Raw genomic sequence first — 23,281 nt, 5'->3', positions numbered from 1 at the left:
TCTTTGAGGTATTTTTTAATAACTATAATAAAAGATAACAAACTCCTAATTATTCCCCAAGTACCTTCTCAATCTCAACCTCTAAATCAACTGGCTTCGTTTGCGGCGCAAAACGCCCTACTACTTTCCCATCTTTTCCAATTAAAAACTTCGTAAAATTCCATTTCACTGCTTTCATACCGAGTAAACCTGGCGCTTGTTCTGTCATGTATGTATACAGAGGATGAGCCTTATCACCTTTCACATCAACCTTTGCAAACATCGGGAAGTTTACACCGTAGTTTAATTCACAAAAACTAGTAATGTCCGCTTCTGTACCTGGTTCTTGTCCTCCAAATTGGTTACAAGGGAAACCGAGTATTTCTAGTCCTTGGTCTTTATATTTATCATATACTTCTTGTAATCCTTTATACTGTGGTGTAAATCCACATTTACTAGCTACATTTACAATAAGAAGTGCTTTTCCTTCGTAATCTTTTAACGATTTATCTTCACCTGTTATTGTTTTAGCTGAAAAATCATAAACTGTCATTGTTCCTACCCCTCTCTATACTATTATTCTATGTTTATACTATACTACATTCGTGAATATACAGCTTCTATTACATACTTACACACCGAAATGATAGCGCTTTATTTATGTTCGAAAATTCGACACAAACTACTAGACTTTTAGAATGGAAAGTTTTACAATTGAATTGTGAACAAAATGTGACAGTTTATATTCTATTATAATAGAAAAGGATGGTGTTCATTATGAAAACTGCACAACCTGAAACGATTTCAAATCGCGAGTTTTATTTCGTACTATATATGATGTTATTGTATGTTACTGGTTGGGTAATCGATGTAAATGGTTTATTCTTAAGCTCCTACTTTAATTTAGCAGGAGAGATTACGCTTCCGATCGTTGGTGGCATTGTTGGACTGTTCGTTATGTCTATCAATAAAGAACAAACGAAATAACAACACTTTAAAAAGGCAGAAGACGAGCTTTCGTTTTCTGCCTTTTTCTATTTTAGCGTATAATAGAAACATACAGTAACTAAGGAGTGGTAACGATGAAAAAAGTAGAGCAGTTATCTTCACACCTATATCTTATTGATGATTTTGATTTACAACATAATGAACGAACTGGTACGTATGTTTTATTAGGTGACGATATTACTTTAATTGAAACTTGTGCAGCCCCTTCTCTTCCGTATATTTTAGACGGCTTACAACAATTACATATTGATTTAAACGATGTAAAAAACATTATCGTAACACACGTTCATTTAGATCACGCTGGGGCAGCTGGTTTAATGATGGAAAAGTGCCCAAATGCTACTTTATATGTGCATTCTCGCGGTGCTCGTCATATGATTGATCCAACAAAACTAATTTTAGGCGCAAAAGCTGTATACAAGGATGATTTCGATAAACTTTTCGATCCAATTCTTCCTATAGAAGAAGAACGCGTTCATATTGTACAACATGATGGTACGTTAAAAATTGCAGAAGACCGCATCCTTACATTTTATGATACACCTGGACATGCAAAACACCATATTAGCATTCATGATTCATTAACAAACGGCATTTTTACTGGTGATACAATTGGAATTTATTATAGAGAGCTTGCAGACCTTGATGTAGAGTTATATTTACCATCAACGTCCCCTTCGCAATTTCAGCCCGATGCGATGATTGCCTCTAAAAATCATATTCAAAGTATGAATGTAGATACTATTTATTTCGGTCATTACGGCGTTTCATCCAATGTTACAGAAGTATATAACCAACTAGAACATTGGTTACCTATTTTCGTTCATACTGGTAAAGAGGTCTTTGAAAAGTATAATGATTTCGATGAGGCTACTAAAGCATTACAAACTTTATTAATGGATAAAATCTCTTCTCACCTTACAAAATTAAACGTCCCATCCGATCATTCCGTTTATAACATTTTACATCTAGATATAGAAATTAGTGCGATGGGTATTATTGATTATTTCACGAAGCAAGAAAAAACAAATTCCACTATTTAATAACAGTAAAAGAAGAGATATACAACAGTAGTTATTGTATATCTCTTCTTTGAATATATTTTTAGTAAAGGATGGTGGAATGGAATGCAAAAAGTAATGCTATACCTCTGCTTTACATTATTTATCGTCTTATTATTATTTGTTGGAGTAAAAATTCAATTTTATTTAGATACAGACGCGCAGGTGAACTTTAACGTTTATCCAAGATTATTCTACTTTACACTCTTCCCTCTTATAGTTGGTATTTTATTACGGTTCCTTCAATCTATTAATTACGCAACGAGTAAACAAAACTGGAGCTTTCAGCCGGATAAATTTATTGCTATTACAGTGCCTACACTATTCATTTCCTTTTCCCCTGCATTACTCTTTTCACCACTTGGCGAATACTTACCTTATTTAGCTAATATAATTCTTATAAATACAACTTTTGTTACGATTATTAGTTTAATAGCTGGTTATTCACTATTAGATTGTTTTATACAAAAAGATACTGCAAATATGAAAAAATATAATTGATGACCAATTTTTAAGTGTTGCTGATTAGGACATTTTTTTATAAGTGCGCTATTATTTGTAAAAATCGCCATAAATGAAAAGGGGAATTCTGTTAAAATAAAGTTGTTCGTATATTATGTCAAAATGCATTTTAACCAAGGAGATTTATTATGTATAAATTAGGGGCTTTCTCTTTTCTAACGGTTATCGCAAGTATATTTTCTTTCTTTATCCTTAGAGGACCTAATGCGAATTTAACGTTAATTATTGTGACTCTAAGTATACTTTCATTACTCGGTATTATTTTTGCAATCGCATCAAAAAATTGGTTATTCGGAATAATTGGTACTGCATTAAATGGCGTAATATTATTAGTTGTATACTTCCTATTGCTAGCAAAAGGCATAGGTGGTTAATAAATTTACGTTTCAATAAGAAAAGCTCAGAGCTTAGACTCTGAGCTTTTTTACTTATCTCACCTTTTCATCTACATACTCCATAAACTGCTCGGCTTTAATAAATCTTTCTTTGTACGCCTCAGGAACTTCTTCTACTGTTATCCCGCCACTCGATTTCGTTTTTACTAACACAGTTTGATGTGACATTAATGCCTCCATATATTGTTCATATTCTTCAGGAGTTAGTACTTCTTTACTAGATTTATGGCCATTTAATTTATCAAAATACGGATGAAGCTCCATTACTACCTTTTTCAATTCCTCTTTTTTAGCTGGTGATAATTGATCATAATCAATATTACCGTTCGAATCTCCGTACGCAAGCTTTGCATTTGTTAGTTTCTTTAGTTCTTTTGTAAACTCTTCATATTCTTTCGCACCCATTTCATCTTTCGCTTCTGATAATTTTGCATTAAAACGTATATACGCTTCTAACGTCATCGCTCCGGCATGTTTTTTTAAATTCTCAAAAGATCCGTATATACCATCCGCCATAATAGATTGATACGCAAAACCAGTCGTCGGGATTAAAAGAGCTGCTGCAAGTACTCCTGCGATAAGGCGTTTTTTTCTCTTACTTCCACCACGCTTCATTTTTATTTGAACGATTACTTTTTCTTTCAACTCCGGCGAGGCAACAATCCTCTTGGCTTCTTCTTGTATAGATTCTCGGACTTTACAATCTAAACTCATTTCATATTCCCTACCTCTCCTAAAAAGATTTCTTCTACTTGCTCTTTTTGACGTAGTTTTTTTAATGCCGCGTGAATTCTAGATTTCACAGTACCAATTGGAATATGTAATATTTGTGCTACTTCTTCTTGTGAATAATCGTGTAAATATCTTAAGATAATAACTTGTTTCAATTTATACGGTAATTTATGAATAAGTTCGATTAGTTCTTGGTTTGATATTTTACTTACCAGATCGTTAGAAAAATCAATTTGTACTGGTTTTCTTTGCTCTTCTGCTTTTTTTACAATTCGTAGTCGCATCCACCTCTTTCTTCTATAAGAGTGAATTTGTTTAATCGCGAGTCCAATTAGCCAAGGACGAAATGGCTTCTCGCTATCATACTTACGAAGCGATTCATATAGTTGTATGTATACTTCTTGAACGACATCATCTACATCTGTTTTATCGTCTAGTAAAAAATGTGCTGTCTTATATACTTCTTGAATCGTTACATCATACAACTCGCTATACGCTTCTTTATTTCCTGATAAAGTTAATTGAATTAAATCTGTACACACTGTTTCACCTTTCATATACCATCCCCCCTTTGTCTTACACTTTATATTGGCAAGTAATTCATATTTCGTTCGATTTTTTAAAGTTTTTTATATAAATTAATATAATGATTCCCTGAGTTCATAAGCTTCACTTATAACCTTGCATAACTATTATATAATTTTCCAATTTCTAATGACGCTTTAAAATGATTTATATAGTCAAATTTAGGAGGATATATGATGAAAGCTATCGTTGTAACGTCGTTCGGTGGTCCGGAAGTGATGAAATATACTGATGTTGATATGCCGACTATTTCAGACAATCAGGTGTTAATTCGTGTTGTTGCTACTAGTGTTAATTTTGCCGATATTAAATCACGTTATGGCAAAAAAGGAAATAAGACATTCCCTTTTATTCCAGGGATAGATGCCACCGGTATTGTAGAACGAGTCGGTTCTCAAGTTAAAAATATTCATCCTGGACAGCGTGTCATTGCTTTTCCTCAAAATGGATCTTACGCAGAATATATTGTTGCAAATGAAAATCTTACTTTCGTTTTACCTGATGAAGTTAATTTCCAAACTGCAGCCGCTTGCCCTATCATATCTTTTACAAGCTATAATTTACTCGCAAATGTTGCAAGGCTTCAACAAGGTGAATCTGTACTCATTCATGCAGCTGCTGGCGGAATTGGCACTACTGCTATTCAACTTGCAAAACTATTAGGGGCTGAAAAAGTTATCGGTACTGTCGGAAGTGAAGCAAAAAAAGAAATTGCTTTAGACGCTGGAGCTGATTATGTTATATGTCATCAAGATGAAGATTTTGTAGAGAAGGTCAATGAGCTGACAAATGGCCAAGGGGTTGATGTAATTTTAGATTCTATTTCTGGAACGGCTTCGGAAAGTAGTTTAAAATGTCTTGCTTATTACGGACGCCTCGTTCATTTCGGCAATGCGAGCGGTGAAATTGGCAATTTCAAAACGAAAGACTTACACGCAAGTTGCCGTTCTATACTCGGATTCAGCTTCGGCACTACACGGAAAAAACGTCCTGAATTACTCCAAGAAACTGCAAATGAAGTTTTCCGTTATTTACGTGATGGAAGTTTGCAAATTAAGGCTACAAAATCTTTTCCCTTTATAGATGCAGGGAAAGCACATGAATGGGTCGAAAGTAGAAAAAGTACAGGGAAAGTAATACTAAACATTCAGTCCCCTTCCTGAAATGAATACTTGAAACAGAGGTGGCATTCATGGGATCAAGAATTATGCATGTGATTATCGCTAACGGTATTGCTGAGAAATTATGTATTCAAGATAAAACTTCTTTCTTACTTGGAGCTGTAGCCCCTGATGCTGTTCATTCAAAAAAAGAAAAAGGCACCTCACATTTTTATGCCGGTACAACGAAGAACTATACGAGAAGAATAGATTATGATTCATTTATTCATAAATATGAAGCACATATAGATTCCCCATTTATTTTAGGCTATTACACCCACCTCATTGCCGACGATAATTGGCTACAAGGCTTTTTTCTACCTTGGCTAAAAAATAGAATAGAAAATGACGAAACTATCGCACCTATGTACTATAACGATTTTAAATTGTTAAATGCAAAGTTGCTTCATCATTACGAAAAAGAACAACAGCTATTCTCTCTTCTTAATCAAGAGGCTCACATTGTGGATATCGCAGAAGTTTCTAAAGGAAATGTTTTAGCTTTTCGAACATACCTTTTTGAAGATATGTTGTATCCAGAGCAACATTTGCATGAAGAATTACAGGTGTTCACGTTTAATCAAATTGTCGGTTATATTGAAACCACTATTGAGAAAGGCGCTTTTTATATCGAACAACTGTCGAATAAAAAGTCCACTTCAAATATTTAATCCCCCTCATTTTATACGAGGGGGATTTTTCCATAACATCATTATTTGTTCTTTTCCATAACCGCAAAATAATTCCCTTCACTATCAGCAAAGTTAAACACTTTACCAGAAGGCATAGTTACCATTTCGCCAACTGTAACATTTTTATTTGTTAAATCTGTATATAATTGATCAAGATTTTCTGAGAAGAACATTAAGGATGGTGTACCAAGATTCAATTCTGGGCTCATTTTCGAAATAACTTCTTTATTATGTAGTATGATACTCGTTTCTGCATCTTGAGTTGGAGCGATTTCAATCCATCTCATCCCTTGCTTGTTATCTTCCTCTGCTACTACATGAAACCCTACCTTTTCCGTCCAAAAATTTACTGCCTCATCTTGATTATTTACATATAACATAATTTGTCCGACTTTATGAATCATTTGTATTCCTCCTAATGGTTTTTATATTCTATGTAGGTTTCTACAAGTGCTATTGTTATTCCTTTTGAGTTGATATGTACTTCTTTACAAAATTTATCGACTTACTCGTTCACTACTTTACCAATGAACAAAATAAGACGTAACTACAAATAGTTACGTCTTTCCCATTATTTATCTAGGCTTTTTCTTCCCAGTAAATGCTGGTTTCTTTTTCTTCGGTGCTTTCGGTTTCGTTTCTACAAATGATCCGTTGAACATTTCTTGCTTCGTAAACACAATACCTAATTTTTTCGCAAATTGAAGTAATTTACGCTCTTCTTGTTCTGTTACAAGAGACACGACCGTTCCTTCTTTGCCCATACGTCCAGTACGTCCTGAGCGGTGAATGTATTGGTCTACAGTGTCAGGTAACTCTAAATGAATTACATGTGTTAAATCATCAATATCTATTCCACGTGCTGCAATATCAGTAGCAAGTAGAATTTCTAATTTTCCGCCGCGGAAAGCACGCATCGTCGCTTCACGTTCTTGCTTACTTGCCTCTGCATGAAGAGCTGCTGCTTTCATTTTACGGAATTTCAATTTCTGAGTAATTTCATCTAAACGGAATGGGTCATTTAAGAAAGCAACTGCTTTTACATCGCCCATATGCATAATTCTTCTTACGTAATCATTTTTTTCGCGTCGCTCACAAATGATATACGTATGCTCAACTAAGCTTTTTGACTCTGCACGTGTTACACGTACTAATTGTGGTTCAACTGCTAAATCACGTGCTGCATCTTCTGCTGCTTTTGTCATTGTCGCTGAGAAGAATACTAATTGACGATCGCGCATCGTTGATTTAATTACATCCTGTGCAGCACCCATCATCTTTTGCTTCACTATTTGATCGAACTCATCAAATACAATCGTTTTCACTTCATGCATCTTTAGCTTTTTCATACGAATTAATTCTAAAATACGTCCTGGTGAACCAACAATTACTTTCGGGTGTTTCTTCAATTTTTCCACTTGGCGCTTAATATCTGCACCACCAATTAAAGATGCACCTGAAATATCAGTTCCTGCTGTAAATTTTTGAACCTCTTCATGAATTTGCATGACAAGTTCACGCGTTGGAGCTAAAATAACAACTTGTGGCTGTTTTACTTCAGGATTAATTTTATGTAAAAGTGGTAATAAGTACGCTAATGTTTTTCCTGTTCCAGTTGGAGATTCAGCTATAACGTCTTGTCCTTCTAAAATAGTTGGAATCGCTTGTTTTTGAATTTCAGTTAATTCTTTAAAACCAGCCTTCTCCCAAGCTTGTTGTAAAAATGGTTGCATATCTTTTATCATTTGTTTTTCTCCTTTATCTCTATTTTTGAAGAAAATGCTGTATTGTTCGCACCGTTTCTATCATGTGTGAAATAACAGCTATTAAATCATCAACATGGTCTTCTGTAATCGCTTTTTGAAATAGAACCTCTACCTTATTATGATATGAAATCGCTTGCTTATTATATTCGTATGAAACTTTTTGCATAATCATTCTTTCTTTTCCCCATATAGAACACATGAAAGTTTCAATTTCTTCGCATACTCCTTCTGGCTGTTCTATCGGGAATGAAAATGCTAACTTCATTTCACATCCTGGTGTAAACTGAGGCACTTCTAGTATTTCACCAGACAAGTTCTTTGCATCCACAGATAATGAAAATGTCGCTTCTACTAATGGTTCGAACGGTTCTGTTAACTGAAACGAGATATGATATATACGACTTAATGAAGCAAGGTCCATCATATCTTTTCGATCTGTTACAAGAATATCACCATGTAAGTCAAAATCATAAACAGCACCTTCTACGATTACTTTTAAATTGTCAAAAGCAGTTGGATCAAACATAATTTCCTCCAAAAAACAGGCGCCTTTCGATGGAAAGGCGCCACTTGATGTATATATAGTTTACAGATAAACGAGATGAATTACAACCTTTTAGAATAAACCTACTGCTTTTCCATCTTCATTTACATCCATTTGCAGTGCCGCTGGTTGTTTTGGAAGACCTGGCATAGTTAACATTGTTCCTGTTAATGCAACGATAAACCCTGCACCGATAGATGGTTTTAATTCACGAATTGTTACGATAAAGTCAGATGGACGACCTAACTTTGTTGCATCGTCAGAAAGAGAGTATTGTGTTTTCGCCATACAAATTGGTAGGTTACTCCAACCTTCTCCTTCGTATTGAGCTAATTGCTTACGTGCTTTCGGAGCAAAATCAATATCTTTTGCGCCATATACTTTTTGAGCAATTGTACGAATTTTTTCTTCTAATGGTAATTCTAATTCATAAAGTGGCGCGTAGTTATTTTCACCTTTTTCGATCTCTTTTAGTACTTTTTCAGCAAGGTCAACTCCACCTTGGCCACCCTTCTCCCAAACTTCTGTTAAGGATACTGCATAGCCACGCTCATTGCACCATTCTTGTAAGTATGTAACTTCTGCATCTGTATCTGTAATGAATTTATTAATTGCAATTACGAAAGGTACACCGAAGCTTTGAATTGTTTCAACATGCTTCTGTAAGTTCTCCATACCTTTTGCTAATGCATCTACATTTTCTTCTTTTAATCGATCTTTTGCTATGCCGCCATGCATTTTAAGCGCACGAATAGTCGCAACAATAACAACTGCTTCTGGTTTAATGCCAGCTGCACGAGCTTTAATATCTAAAAACTTCTCTGCGCCTAAATCTGCGCCGAATCCAGCTTCTGTAATAACATAATCACCTAATTTTGCTGCCATTGTTGTAGCGATAACACTGTTACAACCGTGAGCGATATTCGCAAATGGTCCGCCATGAATGATAGCTGGTGTATTTTCTAACGTTTGTACTAAGTTTGGTTTTAATGCGTCTTTTAGTAGTAATGTTAACGCACCTTCTACACCTAAATCTTTAACCGTTACAGGTTGATTTGCAAAGTTATAAGCAACTACGATGCGAGATAAACGTGCTTTTAAATCTTGAATATCCGTTGCAAGACAGAATACGGCCATAATTTCAGATGCTACTGTAATATCAAAACCGTCTTCACGTGGTACACCTTGAACTGGTCCACCAAGACCAATTACGACGTTACGAAGGGCACGATCATTTAAGTCAACACAGCGTTTCCAAACGATTTTACGCGTATCAATTCCAAGTGTGTTTCCTTGTTGGATATGATTATCAATAAACGCCGCTAACGCGTTATTCGCAGTTGTAATTGCGTGAATATCTCCAGTAAAGTGAAGGTTAATGTCTTCCATTGGTACAACCTGTGAAAAACCACCACCTGCTGCTCCGCCTTTTAGTCCCATCGTTGGTCCAAGAGATGGTTCGCGAAGTGCAATTACTGTTTTCTTACCAATTTTATTAAAAGCTTGACCTAAACCAACTGTTACTGTTGATTTACCTTCTCCAGCTGGAGTTGGGTTAATCGCTGTTACTAAAACAACTTTACCGTCTTTCTCATCCTGTAAGCGCTTAAAAATATCAAGAGATAACTTACCTTTATAATGCCCGTATGGCTCTAATTCATCTTCTAAAATATTTAAATCGGCTGCAATTTCTTGAATCTTCTTCATACTCGCTTCTTGTGCGATTTCAATATCGGATTTAACTGTTGTAGTAGTTGTCATATACCCTAGTCCCCCTTTAATTGGTTCTGATGATATTGTATCAGTTTTTTGTATTTTCTGCACTTATTTACCTCCTAAAAATTCTTTCATTTCTTTATACGTTTTTTAACATAAATACCCATAAGAATGTTAAGGATTGTTGTAACTCTGTAGGTAGTTGACCTAGCATCTTCTCATTTACTCCGCGCTTATATACACCAATGCCATCTACAGCTTCAAAACCTTGTTCTTTCGCTAACTGTTCAAATTCCCAAGGCATCATCGTATTACAAACAACGTCTTTGCCGTATAAACGAGGATAACTGTTCTCTCGAGGTTTTGCTGTCGGTCCTAAAATTGCAATACATGCGTATCCATCTTTCTTTAAAACACGTTTTATTTCATTTAATGCTTGTAATGGATTCTCAGTCCATTCTAAAGAGTTAATGGCCATAATCGCTTTAAATTGTTCATTTTCAAATGGTAAAGCGGAAAGATCTCCTTTCACAAAAGATAAATTTGAATCTTCCCCACGTTCTTTACCTTTTTGAATCATAATTTCCGATAAATCTACTCCAACTGCTTTATAGCCAACGCAACTTAATTTATATGTACCGTATCCATCACCACAGCCAACATCTAACACTTGAGCTTCTTTCTCCACGTACTGTTCAAAAAATGGAATAATTGTACTCCTGCTCCCGCTATCCCACATTTCCTGACTATTTTTATTCCAATATTCCGCACTACTATCCCACTTCTTCTCTGCTGATTCATGCCAATTGAATTTCTTCATACATTCCCCTACCTTCACGTATTATCATTCAATTCATTCTACATCATTTTCCAAAATCCCTGTTTATCTTCATAAGGAGATAGAGTGAAACTTTAATTAGTGGCGGTTTTATTCGTTCCCACTGATTATTAGCCCACACCAATCGAGCTTTTACAGGCAACCCGGCTCCTACATAACTTCTTTACTCTAGCCGAATTTTGAAATAGAAGTTTTACTGCCCGCAAATAGCGGGATAAGTAAGATAACAACGAAATCTATTTTCTCCATTTTTTGCTTTACTTGGGTTTAACTCATACTCATGCTCTTCTCATTTTGAAAGATACTATAGATACACCCAATTGAAAGAGAGGGATGTACATGCGAAGAAAGAGAAATCATCATTTTAAAAGTGGTGAAAAACACGAAGAGTATGCAGCTGAAATATCTCCAGCCGGCATTCCAATTAGACATGAGCGCAAAGAAATTGCAAATGAAATAGAAGGTACAAATACCGGAGCAATGATAGGCTATGTCGCATTATTTCTTTCGTTATTCTCAATTGCTTTTTATCCAGTTACACTTGGTTCTCTTGCGATTTTAGTTGGTTTATTAGCTGTTAATTTCGGAGCAAGAACACTTGGATATACAGCAATTGGTTTTGGTAGTTTTTCTGTTTTATTTACTTTACTTTATCCGCTTGCTTTGTCAGCGTTTTAAAAAAACACACCAAGTTATACTTGGTGTGTTCATTCATGATACAACATAATATGACCGCATCCACAACAGTGCTTTGCTGTAATTTCTTGAAAGACCGGATAATTCTCTTCATCCCTATGTTCAATAAATACTTTTTCAAATCGATACATGTTTGGCGCATATGCCCAATCTTGTTTCGTACGAGCGTACAACGTTGAGGAAAAAAACTCCTCACCACCGCAAACGATGCATGTATTCTTCATCACTACCCCTCCTATGCTTGTCTTACTTCATCTATATGAACACAAGCATAAAAAAAAGACCTTCTATTACTAGAAAGTCTTTTCTGAAACAAAAAGAAATGTACCAAACATCCCTACTCCGCTATATTCTTTCGTAACACCAGCTTCTGTTTTAAACGTTTGCTTTACAGTCATAAAGAATACACCATTTCGTGCATCTGTACTTTCAAATTGTAGCTTTTCTTTTTTACCATCTACATTTTGTGTGCATTCAAAACTACTCTCATCACATTTCAACGCATACTTATCCTCTACATACGAATTAAAATCTGATTCTTTCGGACACGTAATAAGCAATATCGCCACGAGAATAATACTTACAATACCCACAATTGTATAATATTTCTTCATTTGTTCTCCTTTCAAATGACAAGAAAACTTGACTTCATGCGCCAAGTTTTCTTAGTCAACAACCCATTGCCACTCTTGTTCTTTCTTATCAAAAATGAGCCAACCTGTTTCTGTTGCTTCCTCTTTCAATTCATCGATATTATCTAGTACCTCATCCGTACTTTCATACGAACCAACTACATATACCGGAATTTCAAGACCTCTTCTTGACTCAATTTTCCCTGCTAAATCAATATAAAGACCATCTTCCATTAATGGAATAAGCCCCATAATCACTTCTTTTGAAATTGCTGGGAAAATTTTTGATTTTTGGAAGAAAGAAAAACGTTTCTTACCGAAAGCACCGAGTTTATAAGGAATGACTTTACTTAACATTCCAACAAAATCAGCAATTCTACGGTAATATACTTTGTTGTACCAACCGTCATCATGTGAAAAATAAACAAATCTATTTTTCAACAACGGAAAGAATGTTCTTGCAAGTGGTTCTTTTTTGTGAGCCAAATATAACAGTTCTGCAATTTCTTTTGGCTCTAATTCATCTAAATCGCTTGCATCATCAAAATCTACCCAACAAAATTCATCAAATTCATCAATCTCTGCTTGAATTAGCTTATGTATATTTTCTTCCTCAACATATTCAAATAAAGTATGATAATGAAAATCCGTCCATTCAAAGTTATGCTTCAAAAGCAAAACTTGATGAAGCGGTGAAGGGATGTTACTTGCAAACTCTTTAAACGTAATTCCTGATGTAATAAAACAATGACCTCGACGATTACCATTAATATATATCATATTCTTTACTTGGTCAGATCCTCCAGACAAAGCACCTAGCCACCTTCGTTTTATATGTTTCAATTCTATAGCATATTTTAACATGAAAAATTTTAGAAACATAGAAAAAACTTCAAAAACTATTTACAATTTCATGTGTTTTATTACATAGTGATTACAAGAAAAAACGCCTGCTCATAAGCAGGCGTTTTTAAAGGATTTCATCCGGGTTTTGAGGATGATGATTTCCCTCTTTCTTTTCATCTTTTTGGAACATCGATTGAATTTTATCAATTGTTTGTGGAGCTAATTCAATCATTTTTTCTGCTAAATGTGTCGCATTTTGTAAATGAAGAATATTTACTCCATCTTTATTCACCACAAGAAATGCTACTGGTGTAATAGAAACACCACCCGCGCTACCGCCACCAAATGCAGGGTTACCGTTCGCTCTTTGTCCATCATTCGTTTGGAAATCAGAACCTCCTGCTCCAAAACCGAACGCTACTTTAGAAACCGTTAACACCACACCACCGTCAGCCGTTTGAACAGGCTCTCCAACAATCGTATTCACATCGACCATTTCTTTTAAATTTTCCATTGCTGCTTTCATTAACCCTTGAATTGGATGATCCACCGTTCATAACCTCCTTTGTCATATCTTTCCTAGTTTTTCCGAAAGTTTGTGAACTAAACATAAAATTTTATATTGATTTCAAAAAACTTAAGTTGTAATATTTAGAAAAATAAAAAAAGAGGTCGATTCGTTATGATGCGAAAATTAACAAAGAAAGATCATGAACAAGTATTCGCTTACCTAAAAGAAGAAGCATCCATTAACTTATTTATTATTGGAGATATTGAAGCTTTCGGTTATGATACAGATTTTCAAGAATTATGGGGAGTATTTGAAGAGAACGGAACATTAAAATCGATTTTACTTCGCTTTCACGATACATTTATACCGTATAGTAAAGAAGAGTTTGTGGTTACTGACTATGAGGCACTTCTTTCCGCATATAAGCCGCTTAAACTCTCTGGCAAGTCAACTATTGTAGAAAGATTTGAAACTGCTCCAAGTGTACAACTAGGCGCCAAAAATGAAATGTATTTTTGCGAATGCCAAGATGACAACAACTTACCTAGCACACCAATTCATAAAACAATTAAACTTGCCTCACTCGATGATATAGAACGAATTATGAAATTACGAAGTGACATCGCTGAATTCCCGACTGCAAATGAATCTGAAAAAATGTTAAGGCAAGCTATCGAAACAAATACAGGACGTACATATTATATTGAAAAAGACGGTGCAATCATCGCATCCGCCTCAACTTCCGCTGAAAATTCATTATCTGCCATGGTTGTTGGCGTATGTACGCATCCGACCTACCGCGGCAATGGATATGCTTCGCTTATATTGCAAAAAATGATTCAAGACTTTACGAAAGAAGGCCGAACACTTTGTTTGTTTTATAACAATCCAGCAGCTGGACGTATTTATAAACGACTAGGGTTTAAAGATATTGGAATGTGGACAATGTATCGATAATAAGGGGTACTTTATAAGCTGAATTAGTTGTAACTTAGCAATACAAGCAAATTACAAAAAAATTCACACCGTTATTATGAAGATGGAGAAACTACTTGTAAAGCCATGCCCCTATCTAAAACATGTTATGTATTCAAGCTAAATTTAGACAGATAAACGCCCAATTGTTACATCTACTCCAGCAATTAGGCGTTTATTCTAAAATTCTTTCCACTACAAATAGAAATATTTATGAGACAGTCACCACACTTATGTCGCTATTATGGTAGTAATCATTTTAGAAACCCTTTTTTTGTTCATTTCATCATCACACTACCCACTCTACATTTTCGATCAGATAACCCACTAATCAATTTAATCAACTTACATAATTAAATTTTATTTTAGAAGTTAAAATACTCTCCTGTAAATTATTACTTTTCTATCATCAAAGCTTACAATACTCACTTTCTATATGCCTTACGTTTTGATTTACCTTTTTTATTTTTCTTTTGATATCTTGGAGTTTCTCTTTTATGTTGCTCCCATGATATGTTAAGTGACGGAAATTTAAATCTACAATAAGCTAATAATTGAAATTCCGCTGCACCAATAGCCACTGCATACATTAAAATATTCCCTACTACCCCCCCATTATAAAATCGTCTAAGGCAAAATCATTACGAAAATAACTCAAAATAAGTAGAATTAGTACGTATATTGTGGCCACCTTCATCATAGTTCCTTTTGTATTACTAAAAAATGAAGTGGATCTCTCATCCGTACTAAATGCACCTTTACTCGCTTGTTTAAATGTATCGATTGTTGCCATAATATGGACAATAACTGCTCCTATAAATAATAACCCTGCATATATTAATGCAATCTGGTCAATTGAAGAATTAGCTATTTCAAAAACAATAAAAACAGTGAACCCTATAGTCCCTAATTGAAATGCATATAATAATATCACGAGCGTTTGTAATTTTTGAAATTTATAACGAGCTTTAGGGAATAAATATAGTATTAAAAACATTACTTGCAAACCATATAACACTAATTCAATCCTAACAATTACCTTATCAAACAAGGTAGTATAATAATCCATTCCTCCCACAAAAATAATAACCATAAATAATGAAGTATAAAATATCGTTCCGAGCATAAAACCCGCAGCACCTTCAGGACTTAAACGCCCTTGACATGTCATTCGAAACTTATCTAAATCTTCTTCTTTTATATTCCACACCCTGACATTCCACCTTCTATACAGTTTAAATAATTCTCATGCACTAAAATTCTATTACATTCTTAATATTTTTAAGTACATAGATCTTTGTACAACTAAATTTAGATAATTTTTTAGGTATACCATTACCACATTAATTACGCTAATCATATAATCAGATTGCTTTTTGATAGTTCAAATAGTATCCTTTCTCCTCAAAAGTTCCAAATACTCTTCTCTCTTTCACTTAAGTATAACCGTCTTCTTGTCACCTTCATCCATTGCTTTTATTAGGCTCTCATACTTTATTTTGATTTCCTAAAACTACACGCTCTCAGCAAAACATAACTGTTATCACAGTAACTATTTTTCACTACCCCTTTACTCATATCCTCACAACATTTATCATTCTCAAAATTCAATCAAAATATATTATTTTTAATTTATATACTCTTTTTCATAATTTACATATTCTTTTTTGGCACTTTGATTATTATCTTCTCTGGTATGATAATATGTTAAAATTTCTTGATTGCGTTTTATAAGCTTATCTTCTTTTCTTTCTTCATAATTTACCGATATTGTTATTTGTATTATTCTCATTTGATTTTCTTTTGTATCATTAGGCGTATTAAATTCAATCATCAATATTGCAGAATCAAATTTATCATATTTTAAATTTAACTTGTCATTTATTATGCTTTTAAACTGTAATTCAGTTAAATCATAGCTTATTATGCTCGGTTCACTAAATCTTTTTGTATCTTCACTCGGTTTCAATTTACTAAGTTCATTTAATCCTCTAAACATTATTTTTACATATGAAACATCTATGCCTTGATTCTGGGCTATTGAACGAGATTTTTCATTTTTCAAATTTGTACTATAGACAGTTTCTTTTTTGTAATTTTGATTACTACCAACGTTTTTATCATTTTTTATATCAGTAGCAATCTTTTGAGTTGTTTTCCCATATAAGTCGTTTTCTTTCACATTATATATTCCATGGGTTGTTTGATATATTATCCTGCTATGTTCACCATCTTCTTTTTCTTCATAAGTACTTTCGCTAGTCTCTTCTTTCACATATGCATATCCATCATCACTCGCAGACATAACCGTTTTCATATCCCCTTCATCCAATGCCTTTACTAATCTCTCATACTCTATCTTCGTCTCCCCAAAACCACATCCACTTAATAAACTTGCTACTATTGACAGAACTATCATCATCTTAGATTTCTTCTTTAACTTCATACTGACACCCCGTTGATTTCCCTAAGCATTTTTTTAAGTTCATTATGTTCCTTTTTGAAAAGTAATACATTTCACCCTTATTTACTTTTCGTTTTGGATTTTGTATTTTGCTTTCGAATTCTCCCACGCATTCTCTCATTCTCTTCCCAGGTAATATTAAATGATTTAAATTTGAATCTACAGTACACCAATAACTGGAATTCCACTGCACCAACGGCTACTGTGTACAGTAAAACAGTACCTATTACATATCCAATAAAAGTATCAATCGCATAATCATTATGAAAATAAATCAAAATAAGTAGGATTAATGCGTATATTGAAGTTACTTTCATCATAGTTCCTTTTGTTTTACTAAAAAAGGAAGCGGATCTTTCATTCATACTAAATGCACCTTCACTTGCCTGTTTAAACGTATCAATCGTTGTCACAATATGAACAATCACTGCTCCTATAAATAAGAAGCCTACATATACTAATGTAATTCCGTCGATTGTATAATCAGACATTCCAGGAAGAATCAGAGCTGTGAATAATATTGTACCTAATTGAAATGCATATAATAACACGACAATCGTTTGTAATTTTTGAAATTTAAATCGAGCTTTTGGAAATGAATATAGAATTAAAAAAATTATTTGTAAGCTATATAGCACAAGTTCAATTTTAACAATTGTTTTTTCGAATAAAGTAGTATAGTAATCCCAACCAAACGTTACTAAAGTACCAATAAGAAAAAACATCATAACTGAAACATACACTATTGTTCCTATCATAAAACCTAAAGCACCTTCTGGACTTAATCGACGTTTACATGTCACCCTAAATTGATCTAAATCCTCTTCTTTTATATTCCACATCCAATTGTTCCACCTTTAACTACATTCACTTAATCATGTAGATTAAATATAAAAACCTTCTCATTTTAACGAAAAGAGAAGGTTTTCTTGCTGTTATACATTCATGCTATATTCAAAACTTTCCCTCTTGAAATAACGTATTATAGTTAATCTTTTAAGTTTTATTTTCACTATTAATTTAGGCATTTTTACTTTTCTTAAAAAACACCAAATATGCAAATAATGACGAGATTAAGAGAAATATACCCGCTCCTATACCCTCATATATTTTAAAGTAAATAGCAGCGATTATTACAAATATGGACATTATTATTATTAGAATCATTGTATATTTCATTATAAATTCTAACGCTTTATAGATAGATACCATTGTCCTTTCAAAAAAACTTTTCTCTGTTTCCAAAACATTTCGATCCTTATTCAAAATAACACCTTCCCCTCTTTACAAATTGACTTTCGAATAAATTTTCCCTTTCAAAATAAGAACAGAGCGAACTGCAGAACGTAACTACTACCCATTCAGATTGATCCAACTGAAAAATCTCATGTCGAATTATTCAATCAATTACATATAGATCTTAGAATAAAAAACCTCCTCATTCTAACCAGAAGAGAAGGTTTTATTAATCTCAGATATTCTTACATTATAATAATGATTCTTTTTGAGCTATTTCATAGTGCTCTGCTATTTTTTTACACATCTTTTTATATTCCAGCATCCACTCTGCTATTTCTTCTATCTCTTCATCAGTGGACTTTTTCTTATATTTAAAACCAATCACTTTCATATCCGAAAACACTTCTTCTTCCATTTCTTCATCTACCGGAATACATTGGATAATAACTTTCGTTGTGTTTGAGACTTGTACAAAAATTTCAAATGTGCCAACAAACATAGCAACCGTTCGGAATAATTCTTTATTACTCATATATAAAACCCTTGCAAGTTCTTCTGCAAGTTCAGGATATATAAACAATACATCAATCATTTCAGCAGCTATTATGCAATCATCTACTGATACTTTCTCCAATATTTGCTGCTTAATTAATTCCCCAGTTTTATCCTCACACTCTTGTTGAAAATACACAGTTTTTTCTTTTGAAAATAGCCACATATGTAGACTCCTTCCTACTAAAAACAACAATTAGAACTCTTAATTCAAGAATACCTTTATATTATTCTTCTATAAAACGAAACTAAAATCTGGTTTTTACTTTTCATATTTCCAGAACTAAAAGTACACTAAATTATTATTGTGTATCCACTGCAATTTTTATTTCAACATACTGTAGCTCTTCATCACCGCTAAAAATATGATAAATAGGTGAAATCATATCAAGTTCATTATCTTCCATATACTGAAGCATCTCAGCATATGCATACTCGGTTAATGTTTCATAATCTCCTGTCAATCGTTTCACAAGCATGTCATCTACATAGTAATAGCTTCTAAATTTCATTGTTTCTAATGGTGGAACTTTATCCTCATATATCGGCATAAATAATTCAATATACATATTTTCATCTGAAGGAACATTTTTCAATGCATAAAATAGTGGACCTTTTGCTGTTAAGTTCGCTTTTTCTATTTCTATCATAAAATCGTCAATCGAATCTTTCATATAGGTATAATGAATATAGTATTCTTTTGAAACAACATTTGTATATGCAATACTTTGACCTTCTATAATCATTTTACGGTTTCACCTACTTCTATAATAGGGGCGTAAATATCTAACCAAGTATCACCGTATACATCTAAACATACATGATAAAAACTACTATCTAATTTAATATGGTTTTGATTTGCCACCTCGTGTATTAAATTATACACATCTTCAATATCACCATCTTCATCCGTAAAACGCACACTTAAAGCATCTTCAATTATTAAACCATCAATGTATTCATATGCAGAATCTCCCCCCAGTTCCACACGTTCATTTACCGGAACACAATATGTATATTCACCATATGCTGGTTCATTTTCAAGTGGTTTATATTTAAAAAGAACCGGTCCTACTGCATAAATCCCATTACGGATAACTTGATTTCTCAGCGCAATAGCAGGTAGTAACCAATCTTCTTTTTTGACGACTTGAGTAATACTAATTAAATTTAATAGTGATAATGCTTTATATTGAACTTTCACAACATCTACTCCCCTTATCTTTATTTCTTTCTAATTCGAATAGAAACGTGCAATTTCTCATTTCATACACATAAATTAACAACTTATGCTATAGCAAAAATTCATTTCTTTTATTATCTACTTTTCGACTTGTTTTTTTTATTATATTTTCTAAATTTCTGTCGTTCTCTCTCATTCTCTTCCCATGTCATATTAAATGATTTAAATTTAAATCTACAGTACACTAGAAGTTGGAATTCAGCTGCACCTATGGCCACCGCATACATTAAAATTGTCCCTACTACATATAAAATTAATGTATTAAAGTTATAATCATTATGAAAATAAATGATTATAAGAAGAACTGATATATATATCATGCTACCTTTTATCATTCTTCCTTTTGTTTCACTAAAAAATGAACGAGACCTCTCATCCATGCTAAACGCACCTTCACTTGCTTGTTTAAACGTATCAATTGTTGTCACAATATGAAATATCACTGCTCCTATAAATAATAACCCTACACAATTCAAAGTCATTCTATCAATTGAATAGTCAGTCATTCCAGGAAGAACTAACATTGTAAATGTAATTGTTCCTAATTGAAATGCATATAATATTACAACGAGCGTTTGTAACTTTTGAAATTTATAACGTGCTTTTGGAAAGGAATATAGTATTAGAAAAATTATCTGCAAGCCATACAACACAAGTTCAATACTAACCAGTGTTTTTTCAAACATAGTAGTATAAAAACCCCAACCAAACTTCACCAATGCCCCTATAATAAATAGCATCATTAATGAATCGATAATTATTGTTCCTAGCATAAATCCCGTCGCACCTTCAGGACTTAAACGCCTTCTGCATGTTTTTCTAAATTCCTCTAACTCTTCTTCTTTTATGTTCCACATACTCTATCTGCACCTTTCTTGTAGCCGAATTACCAAAATAGATCCCTAAGTTTTGTTGTTATTTTTTTTACTCCTTTTTTAGTAGCATCAATTGCACTGTCTCCCCCAAATATACTCGTTTTCGTATTTAATCCTACCGTAATAACTACCCCAACGCCAGCTCCTACAACAGTTCCAATAGGCGGAAGGAAAAACGATCCCGCTACAGCACCAGCTGCAGCCGCCCCGGCAGTCGCTCCAACATCTACTGCTGAATCTGTTGCTATATCTGCTACATCATGTAATTGCCATCCATCTTTTTGAGCTTCAGCAATGTTATTTCCAACTGACACAACTGCACCAAATATAGCCGTCCCTTTCAAAAACTTCCCGGTATTTCCAAGTTCTTTAAATGCTTCTTTCCATTTCCCAGGATGTAAATCTTTTAATCCTTTTACATACTCAGTTTTAAACGAACTCCATCCTCTTTCTTTAATTGCTGTAGGTAGCCCTTTTTTACTCCAATCCTGTTGGAACTTTTGAAAATCTTGAAATTCCGGTAATTTATAAATTCCTTTTCTTGCTTTTCTTACTTGTTCATTCGTAATTCTCGAATTTTCTACACCATCCAATTTAAGTCCATTTTTTATATAACGAAATATACTATCATCACTGCTATCCATCTTAAGTAATTTATACACTTCCACTAAATCTTCTTTTTGACGTGTTGATAGTGTAAACTTTCCTTTTCCTTTTCGACCATTAGAATCAAATAAAACACTTAAATCATAGTTCTTTTTGGCATAATACATACGAGCAAAAGCGGCCACCAAAAATTTACCACCCTTTTGTCGAATATCAAACGTCGTCATGCTCTCAGAAATACCATTTATTAAGTTTCCATTCCATCCACCAGCCATAATTTTTTCGACTATCTTACTAGAAAAATCTCCATTGGCTGCTTGTATTTCTTTCATTCCCTTGTCTAATGAACTTAACATTTCATTAAAATGTTGAAGTTCATTTTGCTGACTATTATACGTTTCTAATTTTTCTAACGTCTCACTAACTTCCTTTTGACTTTTTTGGATTCCTTCAGATATGCCTGAAGATGATGGATACTGAGTTGGGACAATGTCTGCTATAGTCGATATAGTTTGTTTTGCTTCTTCATTAGATCGATCAAATTCATTGCTGTATCCATTAATTTTTTTCTTTACATTATCTAAATAGTTCCCATAAATCTTTGTGTCACTATCACTATCAACTGTACTATTAAAAATCTCTATTGCTTTTTGAAATTCATTTTTCAGCTCTTCCGCTGCAATTTGAAATCCAGCAATCGTAGTACCATGTACTCTAGAAAAATACCTCTTTATTTCATCTGCTGCTTTCCCTTGAAAAGAATTAAGTTGGTTCAAATCATCTATTTTCCCTAATAAAGTTTCAAAATATTGATTTAGTTCGTCAGCACTTGTTTGAAATCTTTTTTGTAATTCGTTTACTTCTTGTAATTCAATATTTTTATCCACGTTTCTCTCCCCTTATTTCATTTTTACGTAGAATGTTTTTCTAGTGCTGCTGTATACCAACTTTTAGTTCTTGCCCAAGTTTTGCATCTTTCTCTACCATTTTTGCTCCAATTTCTTGTACTCTACTTATATCATTTTCTAACAATTTCTCATATCGCTGAACTTTCTGTGAAAGTTTTTCAATCGCTTCACAATATTTTTTCAGTTTACTTAAATTCGTACGATGTAACTGCATACCATTAAATTTAGTCTTACCTAAATCACTCGCACCACTTTTCAATTCACTTACTTTCGCATCAAATACCCCTTTATTTAATTTAATTTCCCCCATTTATCATTTCCCCGCCTTCTGTACTTCTACTTGAATACTAGCATCAACCATTGAAACACTTCTACTTAAAGAAAGAATACTAGACTCACATGTAGCGATTTCTCTTTCAAGCCGCCGTATGGCTTGATCGATGTCTTCTTGCACTCTCCCTAGTTCTCCGATAAACTTCCCTAAATTAGAAATGACTTGTTGTTCATACGTTTCTTTAAAAGTAGTTGCTCTTTGCCCTTTCCAACTACTCTCGTTTATTTCTAAAGACTTAAACTGCTCTTGATTTTGTTTAATTGCTTCAAGATTATTTACAAATTTCCCCTTAGCAGTTATTAGCCTTCGTAATTTCATTTGTAATTCAGCCAATTGCCCTTGTTGATGACTTATACTACTTAATAAACCAGATTTTTGACTATTTAATTCCTCTATCCCCAT

General features: G+C 33.6%; 30 protein-coding genes and 1 pseudogene. 8 read left to right on the top strand and 23 right to left on the bottom strand.

Annotated features, from left to right (window positions below; translation table 11 throughout):
- Nucleotides 1–49: 49 nt before the first annotated feature.
- Complete coding sequence (bsaA, locus tag MHB70_RS09450) at nt 50–532, bottom strand: glutathione peroxidase (protein WP_000219426.1); 483 nt, start codon at nt 530–532, stop codon at nt 50–52.
- Between the two features lie 224 nt (nt 533–756).
- Here bsaA and MHB70_RS09445 point away from each other — a divergent pair, with 224 nt between their 5' ends.
- From MHB70_RS09445 to MHB70_RS09430, 4 genes are all read left to right on the top strand, one after another.
- The gene (locus MHB70_RS09445; protein WP_000844989.1) at nt 757–966 is read left to right on the top strand and encodes a DUF3925 family protein; all 210 of its coding nucleotides are present in this window, start codon (nt 757–759) and stop codon (nt 964–966) included.
- 95 nt (nt 967–1,061) lie between these two features.
- Entirely contained in the window at nt 1,062–2,030 is a 969-nt protein-coding gene (locus tag MHB70_RS09440; RefSeq protein ID WP_061529916.1) for an MBL fold metallo-hydrolase, read from the top strand.
- Between the two features lie 84 nt (nt 2,031–2,114).
- The gene (locus MHB70_RS09435) at nt 2,115–2,549 is read left to right on the top strand and encodes a hypothetical protein (protein WP_001174537.1); all 435 of its coding nucleotides are present in this window, start codon (nt 2,115–2,117) and stop codon (nt 2,547–2,549) included.
- A 149-nt stretch (nt 2,550–2,698) separates the two neighbouring features.
- Nucleotides 2,699–2,944, top strand: a complete 246-nt coding sequence (locus tag MHB70_RS09430; RefSeq protein ID WP_000277249.1) for a hypothetical protein — start codon at nt 2,699–2,701, stop codon at nt 2,942–2,944.
- Between the two features lie 54 nt (nt 2,945–2,998).
- Here MHB70_RS09430 and MHB70_RS09425 read toward each other — a convergent pair whose 3' ends face one another.
- Nucleotides 2,999–3,679, bottom strand: a complete 681-nt coding sequence (locus tag MHB70_RS09425; protein ID WP_061529915.1) for a DUF3600 domain-containing protein — start codon at nt 3,677–3,679, stop codon at nt 2,999–3,001.
- On the bottom strand, nt 3,676–4,254 hold the full coding sequence (locus tag MHB70_RS09420; protein WP_061529914.1) for a sigma-70 family RNA polymerase sigma factor: 579 nt from the start codon (nt 4,252–4,254) through the stop codon (nt 3,676–3,678). The genes MHB70_RS09425 and MHB70_RS09420 overlap by 4 nt, the downstream gene beginning before the upstream one ends.
- Nucleotides 4,255–4,458: 204 nt before the next feature.
- Between MHB70_RS09420 and MHB70_RS09415 the strand changes: the two genes are divergently transcribed.
- On the top strand, nt 4,459–5,445 hold the full coding sequence (locus MHB70_RS09415) for a quinone oxidoreductase family protein (RefSeq protein WP_061529913.1): 987 nt from the start codon (nt 4,459–4,461) through the stop codon (nt 5,443–5,445).
- A gap of 29 nt (nt 5,446–5,474) precedes the next feature.
- Nucleotides 5,475–6,113, top strand: coding sequence for a zinc dependent phospholipase C family protein (locus tag MHB70_RS09410; RefSeq protein WP_061529912.1), 639 nt, complete (start codon nt 5,475–5,477; stop codon nt 6,111–6,113).
- A gap of 41 nt (nt 6,114–6,154) precedes the next feature.
- Here the strand turns inward: MHB70_RS09410 and MHB70_RS09405 are convergent, their stop codons facing one another.
- The 5 genes from MHB70_RS09405 to MHB70_RS09385 all read right to left on the bottom strand — a co-directional run bounded on the left by MHB70_RS09405 (nt 6,155) and on the right by MHB70_RS09385 (nt 10,980).
- Nucleotides 6,155–6,538, bottom strand: coding sequence for a VOC family protein (locus tag MHB70_RS09405; protein ID WP_000581484.1), 384 nt, complete (start codon nt 6,536–6,538; stop codon nt 6,155–6,157).
- Between the two features lie 171 nt (nt 6,539–6,709).
- Nucleotides 6,710–7,879, bottom strand: coding sequence for a DEAD/DEAH box helicase (locus MHB70_RS09400; RefSeq protein WP_000588603.1), 1,170 nt, complete (start codon nt 7,877–7,879; stop codon nt 6,710–6,712).
- Nucleotides 7,880–7,898: 19 nt separating this feature from the next.
- A complete protein-coding gene (locus MHB70_RS09395; protein WP_061529911.1) occupies nt 7,899–8,426 on the bottom strand; it encodes a hypothetical protein in 528 nt (175 codons plus the stop codon).
- Nucleotides 8,427–8,516: 90 nt separating this feature from the next.
- Nucleotides 8,517–10,205, bottom strand: a complete 1,689-nt coding sequence (locus tag MHB70_RS09390) for a formate--tetrahydrofolate ligase (protein ID WP_033661278.1) — start codon at nt 10,203–10,205, stop codon at nt 8,517–8,519.
- 94 nt (nt 10,206–10,299) lie between these two features.
- Complete coding sequence (locus MHB70_RS09385) at nt 10,300–10,980, bottom strand: class I SAM-dependent methyltransferase (RefSeq protein ID WP_000714418.1); 681 nt, start codon at nt 10,978–10,980, stop codon at nt 10,300–10,302.
- 357 nt (nt 10,981–11,337) lie between these two features.
- Here MHB70_RS09385 and MHB70_RS09380 point away from each other — a divergent pair, with 357 nt between their 5' ends.
- Nucleotides 11,338–11,676 carry a hypothetical protein gene (locus MHB70_RS09380; protein ID WP_001253192.1) on the top strand — a complete coding sequence of 113 codons (339 nt, stop codon included), beginning with the start codon at nt 11,338–11,340 and terminating at the stop codon, nt 11,674–11,676.
- Between the two features lie 29 nt (nt 11,677–11,705).
- Here the strand turns inward: MHB70_RS09380 and MHB70_RS09375 are convergent, their stop codons facing one another.
- From MHB70_RS09375 to ytfJ, 4 genes are all read right to left on the bottom strand, one after another.
- Nucleotides 11,706–11,918, bottom strand: coding sequence for a hypothetical protein (locus tag MHB70_RS09375; RefSeq protein WP_000798747.1), 213 nt, complete (start codon nt 11,916–11,918; stop codon nt 11,706–11,708).
- Between the two features lie 69 nt (nt 11,919–11,987).
- The gene (locus MHB70_RS09370) at nt 11,988–12,308 is read right to left on the bottom strand and encodes a hypothetical protein (RefSeq protein ID WP_000761187.1); all 321 of its coding nucleotides are present in this window, start codon (nt 12,306–12,308) and stop codon (nt 11,988–11,990) included.
- A 51-nt stretch (nt 12,309–12,359) separates the two neighbouring features.
- The gene (locus MHB70_RS09365) at nt 12,360–13,136 is read right to left on the bottom strand and encodes an oxalate:formate antiporter (protein WP_000014090.1); all 777 of its coding nucleotides are present in this window, start codon (nt 13,134–13,136) and stop codon (nt 12,360–12,362) included.
- Nucleotides 13,137–13,296: 160 nt separating this feature from the next.
- Complete coding sequence (gene ytfJ, locus MHB70_RS09360; RefSeq protein ID WP_000349987.1) at nt 13,297–13,722, bottom strand: GerW family sporulation protein; 426 nt, start codon at nt 13,720–13,722, stop codon at nt 13,297–13,299.
- Nucleotides 13,723–13,854: 132 nt separating this feature from the next.
- Here ytfJ and MHB70_RS09355 point away from each other — a divergent pair, with 132 nt between their 5' ends.
- The gene (locus MHB70_RS09355) at nt 13,855–14,640 is read left to right on the top strand and encodes a GNAT family N-acetyltransferase (protein ID WP_061529910.1); all 786 of its coding nucleotides are present in this window, start codon (nt 13,855–13,857) and stop codon (nt 14,638–14,640) included.
- A 443-nt stretch (nt 14,641–15,083) separates the two neighbouring features.
- Here MHB70_RS09355 and MHB70_RS09350 read toward each other — a convergent pair.
- The 11 genes and pseudogenes from MHB70_RS09350 to MHB70_RS09300 form a co-directional block, all read right to left on the bottom strand.
- Nucleotides 15,084–15,868 (bottom strand): annotated as a pseudogene (locus MHB70_RS09350) (hypothetical protein).
- Nucleotides 15,869–16,285: 417 nt separating this feature from the next.
- A complete protein-coding gene (locus MHB70_RS09345; RefSeq protein WP_061529909.1) occupies nt 16,286–17,104 on the bottom strand; it encodes a DUF3952 domain-containing protein in 819 nt (272 codons plus the stop codon).
- 77 nt (nt 17,105–17,181) lie between these two features.
- Entirely contained in the window at nt 17,182–17,964 is a 783-nt protein-coding gene (locus tag MHB70_RS09340) for a hypothetical protein (protein WP_061529908.1), read from the bottom strand.
- 178 nt (nt 17,965–18,142) lie between these two features.
- The gene (locus MHB70_RS09335; RefSeq protein WP_033659371.1) at nt 18,143–18,388 is read right to left on the bottom strand and encodes a hypothetical protein; all 246 of its coding nucleotides are present in this window, start codon (nt 18,386–18,388) and stop codon (nt 18,143–18,145) included.
- A 220-nt stretch (nt 18,389–18,608) separates the two neighbouring features.
- Nucleotides 18,609–19,079, bottom strand: a complete 471-nt coding sequence (locus MHB70_RS09330) for a hypothetical protein (RefSeq protein WP_000266198.1) — start codon at nt 19,077–19,079, stop codon at nt 18,609–18,611.
- Between the two features lie 136 nt (nt 19,080–19,215).
- A complete protein-coding gene (locus MHB70_RS09325; protein ID WP_016091016.1) occupies nt 19,216–19,659 on the bottom strand; it encodes a DUF5085 family protein in 444 nt (147 codons plus the stop codon).
- Nucleotides 19,656–20,117, bottom strand: a complete 462-nt coding sequence (locus MHB70_RS09320; protein ID WP_000868166.1) for a DUF5085 family protein — start codon at nt 20,115–20,117, stop codon at nt 19,656–19,658. The genes MHB70_RS09325 and MHB70_RS09320 overlap by 4 nt, the downstream gene beginning before the upstream one ends.
- 113 nt (nt 20,118–20,230) lie before the next feature.
- On the bottom strand, nt 20,231–21,013 hold the full coding sequence (locus MHB70_RS09315) for a hypothetical protein (RefSeq protein ID WP_016091015.1): 783 nt from the start codon (nt 21,011–21,013) through the stop codon (nt 20,231–20,233).
- A 29-nt stretch (nt 21,014–21,042) separates the two neighbouring features.
- Entirely contained in the window at nt 21,043–22,524 is a 1,482-nt protein-coding gene (locus MHB70_RS09310) for a T7SS effector LXG polymorphic toxin (protein WP_016091014.1), read from the bottom strand.
- 40 nt (nt 22,525–22,564) lie between these two features.
- A complete protein-coding gene (locus tag MHB70_RS09305) occupies nt 22,565–22,855 on the bottom strand; it encodes a TIGR04197 family type VII secretion effector (RefSeq protein ID WP_000503892.1) in 291 nt (96 codons plus the stop codon).
- Nucleotides 22,856–22,858: 3 nt separating this feature from the next.
- Complete coding sequence (locus MHB70_RS09300) at nt 22,859–23,281, bottom strand: YwqH-like family protein (protein WP_000510565.1); 423 nt, start codon at nt 23,279–23,281, stop codon at nt 22,859–22,861.

It is taken from the genome of Bacillus sp. FSL M7-1020 (assembly GCF_038050415.1).
Lineage (GTDB): Bacteria > Bacillota > Bacilli > Bacillales > Bacillaceae_G > Bacillus_A > Bacillus_A toyonensis.
Note: the sequence above shows the minus strand (reverse complement) of the source record. Positions and strands in the feature narration are given on the sequence as shown.